This window comes from Actinoalloteichus spitiensis RMV-1378, from assembly GCF_000239155.1.
Classification (GTDB): Bacteria; Actinomycetota; Actinomycetes; order Mycobacteriales; family Pseudonocardiaceae; genus Actinoalloteichus_B; species Actinoalloteichus_B spitiensis.
Map to the genome: position 1 here is coordinate 1 of NZ_AGVX02000775.1, position 3826 is coordinate 3826.

The window sequence follows — 3826 nt, forward strand, 5'->3', positions numbered from 1 at the left end:
GCCGCCCCCGCGCGGCACGGCCCCGACCGCACCCCACGCGGGAGCGTTCCCGACGCCCCGCGTCCCGGCCCCGCCCTCCCCTCCACGAGGGCGGGGCCGCCCAGGCTGGATGCTCCACTCGAACCGGTCCATCCGACCAGGGCGCCGGCCCGGGTACCCGACCACCGCTGGGGCGCAGCGGACCGGCGCGCCCCGCCCGCCCGGCAGGCCGCTCCCACAGCCGCTCCAACCGAGCCGGGGCCCACGCGAACACCGCTGCCACCACACCCGCCACCGACCACGGCCACCACGGCAGGGGACTCCCGCCCTCGGCCGCCCACCTCGCCAGCGCCTCCACCGTCGACCCCACCGAGGCCGCGATCGAGCGTGGGCACCATCAGCCAGGGCGAACAGCTCGCACGGGGGGACCGGCGGACCCCGGCGCCCCTGTCCGCCGCGCCACCGGAACGTCGCCAGCGCCGCCCCGACCCGCCGCGACGCACGTCGCGTAGCGCACCTCCGGCTCCCGCCCCGGCACGGGGACAGCGCAGCGACCCGTACCAGCCCCGTTCCCCTGCCACCGCACCTCCGACATCCGAGGGCACGACACCGAACGGTGAACCATCTGGCGGTCACGCGACGTCACCGGATCGGGTGGATCGGGTGGTTCGTTCCCACACCCGGCCACGCGCCTCTTCTACGGTCGCACCGTCCGAGGACCCCGTGCTCGACGCGGGCCCCGGGCGGGCCGACGCCGGCGCGGCCAGCGTCGTCCGGCCGGGTCGGCGCCCGAACCGGAGCCGGTGCGCTCCCCACTCCCGGCCAGCCGGGGCGGAGGACACCCGGACCACCGGCGACCAACACCAACCGATACCGCACGTCGCGACGAGGACCGCCCGTGGCCATCACCGCCCTCGACCACCACGAGACCGGATGCCGGCTGGAGCACGCGTACTGGCTGGCCAGAGCCGCGAAACTCGCCTACTCCGACGAGGACACGATCCGCGAGACCGTGGGGGAGTGGGGGTTCGACCGCTTCCGTTTCCTGGAGGGCACTCCCGTCACGCCCCTCCCCATCGACCACACCCAAGCCTTCGTCGCCGCCTCCGACTCCATGATCATCGTCGCTTTCCGGGGCACCGAACCCACCCAGATCCGGGACTGGCTCACCGACGCCAACGCACCAGCCGGCCCCGGCCCCGGCCCCGACCGCCGTGGCCTGGTGCACCTGGGCTTCAGCCAGGCCCTCGCCCCGGTCCACCCGGCGCTGCTGGCCACCCTGGAGGAGTTCCGCGACGACGACCAGACCCTGTGGTTCACCGGGCACAGCCTCGGGGGCGCGTTGGCGCAGCTCGCGGCCGCCTGGCTGTACTTCGAGGACCCCAACCTGCTGGCCGACGGCATTTACACCTTCGGGCAACCCCGCACCTGCGACCGCGAACTGGCCACCGCCTACGACGGCGCCATCCGGGCCAGGACGCACCGCTTCGTCAACAACAACGACGTCGTGCCCCAACTACCGCCGGAGCCCTTCTACCGCCACGTCGAACGGGTGCGGTACTTCGACTCGCGGGGCCGACTCCAGGAGGAGACCACCCTGCTCGGCGGCATCACCGACCGGCTCCGCGGACACACCGCCGACCCGCTCTCCCCCGGCGCGGACGCGCTGCGCGACCACCCGATCAACCGGTACCTGGAGTGCCTCGAGAAGAACCTCCCCTGAGTCCGGCGGACCCGGGCGGACGGACGACGCGGAGGCGGACGGCAGGGGACCTGTCGGGGGAGACCGCCCGCCTCCGCGGTCGTCATGCACCAGGAGCCCGCCCGCGCCCGTCAGGACGCGAGGGTGTCCAACACGGCCTGCCCGTACTTCGCGAGCTTGTTCTCGCCCACCCCGCTGACCCCGCCCAACTCGGCGAGCGTCGACGGTGAGTCGGCCGCGATCTGCCGCAACGTCGCGTCGTGGAAGATCACGTACGCGGGCACGCCCTGTTCCTTCGCGGTGGCCGCCCGCCACGCCCGCAACCGCTCGAACACCGGCACCGCCTCCGCCGGCAGGTCGACCGGGGCGCTCCCCGACCGCTTCGCCGGCCGCGTCGACCCGCCCGCCGCCCGCCGCGCCGCGTCGCGTCGCAACGGAACCTCCCGTTCCCGCCGCAACACCGCACCGCTGGCCTCGGTCAGCACCAACACCCCGTGCTCACCCTGGACGGCCAGCAACCCCTGCGCCAACAACTGCCGGGTCACCGCCCGCCACTCCGCCTCCGACAGCTCGGTGCCGATCCCGAACACCGACAGCGTGTCGTGGTCGTGCTGGATGACCTTCGCCGTCTTCCGCCCCAACAGGATGTCGATCACCTGACCGGCGCCGAACCGCTGCCGCCGTTCCCGGTGCAACCGTGACACCGTCGACAGCAGCTTCTGCGCGGCCACCGTGCCGTCCCACGTCTCCGGCGGGGTCAGGCAGGTGTCGCAGTTCCCGCACGGCTCACCGCGCTGCCCGAAGTAGGCGAGCAGCCGCACCCGCCGGCACTCCACCGTCTCGCACAACGCCAGCATCGCGTCGAGGTGCGCCACCAGACGGGCCCGGTGCTGGTCGTCGCCCTCCGACCCGTCGATGAGCCGCCGCTGCTGCACCACGTCCGGCAGGCCGTAGGCCAACCAGGCGGTGGACGGCAGCCCGTCCCGCCCGGCCCGCCCGGTCTCCTGGTAGTAGCCCTCCACCGACTTCGGCAGGTCCAGGTGCGCCACGAACCGCACGTCGGGCTTGTCGATGCCCATCCCGAACGCGATCGTGGCCACCACCACCAACCCGTCCTCCCGCAGGAACCGCGCCTGGTTCTCCGCCCTGGTCCGACCGTCCAGCCCCGCGTGGTAGGGCACGGCGGGGATGTCGTTGGCCACGAGGAACTCGGCGGTGCGTTCGACCGAGGACCGGGACAGGCAGTAGACGATGCCCGCCTCACCGGCGTGCTCGGTGCGCAACAACTGGAGCAACTGCCGCTTCGGGTCGTTCTTCGGCACGATCCGGTACTGGATGTTCGGCCGGTCGAAACTCGCGACGAACTGCCGCGCCCCACCCAGGTCCAACCGGGACACGATCTCCGCCCTGGTCGCCTCGGTGGCCGTCGCGGTCAACGCGATCCGCGGCACGTCCGGCCACCGCTGGTGCAGGTGGGAGAGCAGCAGGTAGTCCGGGCGGAAGTCGTGGCCCCACTGCGCGACGCAGTGCGCCTCGTCGATCGCGAACAGCGAGATCGTCCCCCGGTCCAACAACCGCACCGTCGACTCCAACCGCAACCGCTCCGGCGCCAGGTAGAGCACGTCGATCCGCCCGTCGACGAACGCCTCCTCCACCCGCTCCCGCTCCTCGGGCTCCTGCGTGGAGTTCAGGAAACCGGCGCGCACCCCCAACGCGGTCAACGCGTCCACCTGGTCCTGCATCAACGCGATCAACGGGGACACCACGACACCCACGCCGTCCCGGACCAACGCCGGGATCTGGTAGCACAGCGACTTCCCCCCGCCGGTGGGCATCAGCACCAGCGCGTCACCGCCGTCGACCACGTGCTCGACGATCTCCCGCTGCCCGTCCCGGAACGAGTCGTACCCGAAGACCCTGCGCAGCACCTCCAGTGCGTCCCGGGTGTCCTGACCGGTGTCGGTGGCAGCCATCCGGCGATTCTAGGGCCAACCCCGGACACTGCCCGACCACGGTCACCAGCCCGTCACCGCAGGTCAGAGCTGTTCCGCCCGTCACCGTGGGAGCTGGAACACCCACCCGGCCACCCCGAGGGGGTCGCGCCACGCGACGGACGGCGCCGCCGCCCGCCCGGCCCCGCCCACC

General features: G+C 73.1%; 2 protein-coding genes. One reads left to right on the forward strand and one right to left on the reverse strand.

The window, feature by feature from the left end; genetic code table 11:
- Window positions 1-877 precede the first annotated feature (877 nt).
- Window positions 878-1702: a lipase family protein gene (locus ACTIDRAF_RS0225165; protein ID WP_016701426.1), complete on the forward strand. Its 825-nt coding sequence runs from the start codon at window positions 878-880 to the stop codon at window positions 1700-1702.
- A gap of 110 nt (window positions 1703-1812) precedes the next feature.
- Here ACTIDRAF_RS0225165 and recQ read toward each other — a convergent pair whose 3' ends face one another.
- Window positions 1813-3654, reverse strand: a complete 1842-nt coding sequence (gene recQ / locus ACTIDRAF_RS0225170; protein WP_016701427.1) for a DNA helicase RecQ — start codon at window positions 3652-3654, stop codon at window positions 1813-1815.
- Between the last annotated feature and the right edge of the window lie 172 nt (window positions 3655-3826).

Coding starts and splice junctions, on each gene's coding strand:
- recQ (WP_016701427.1), bottom strand. CDS start 3,654: ATGGCTGCCACCGACACCGGTCAGGACACCCGGGACGCACTGGAGGTG.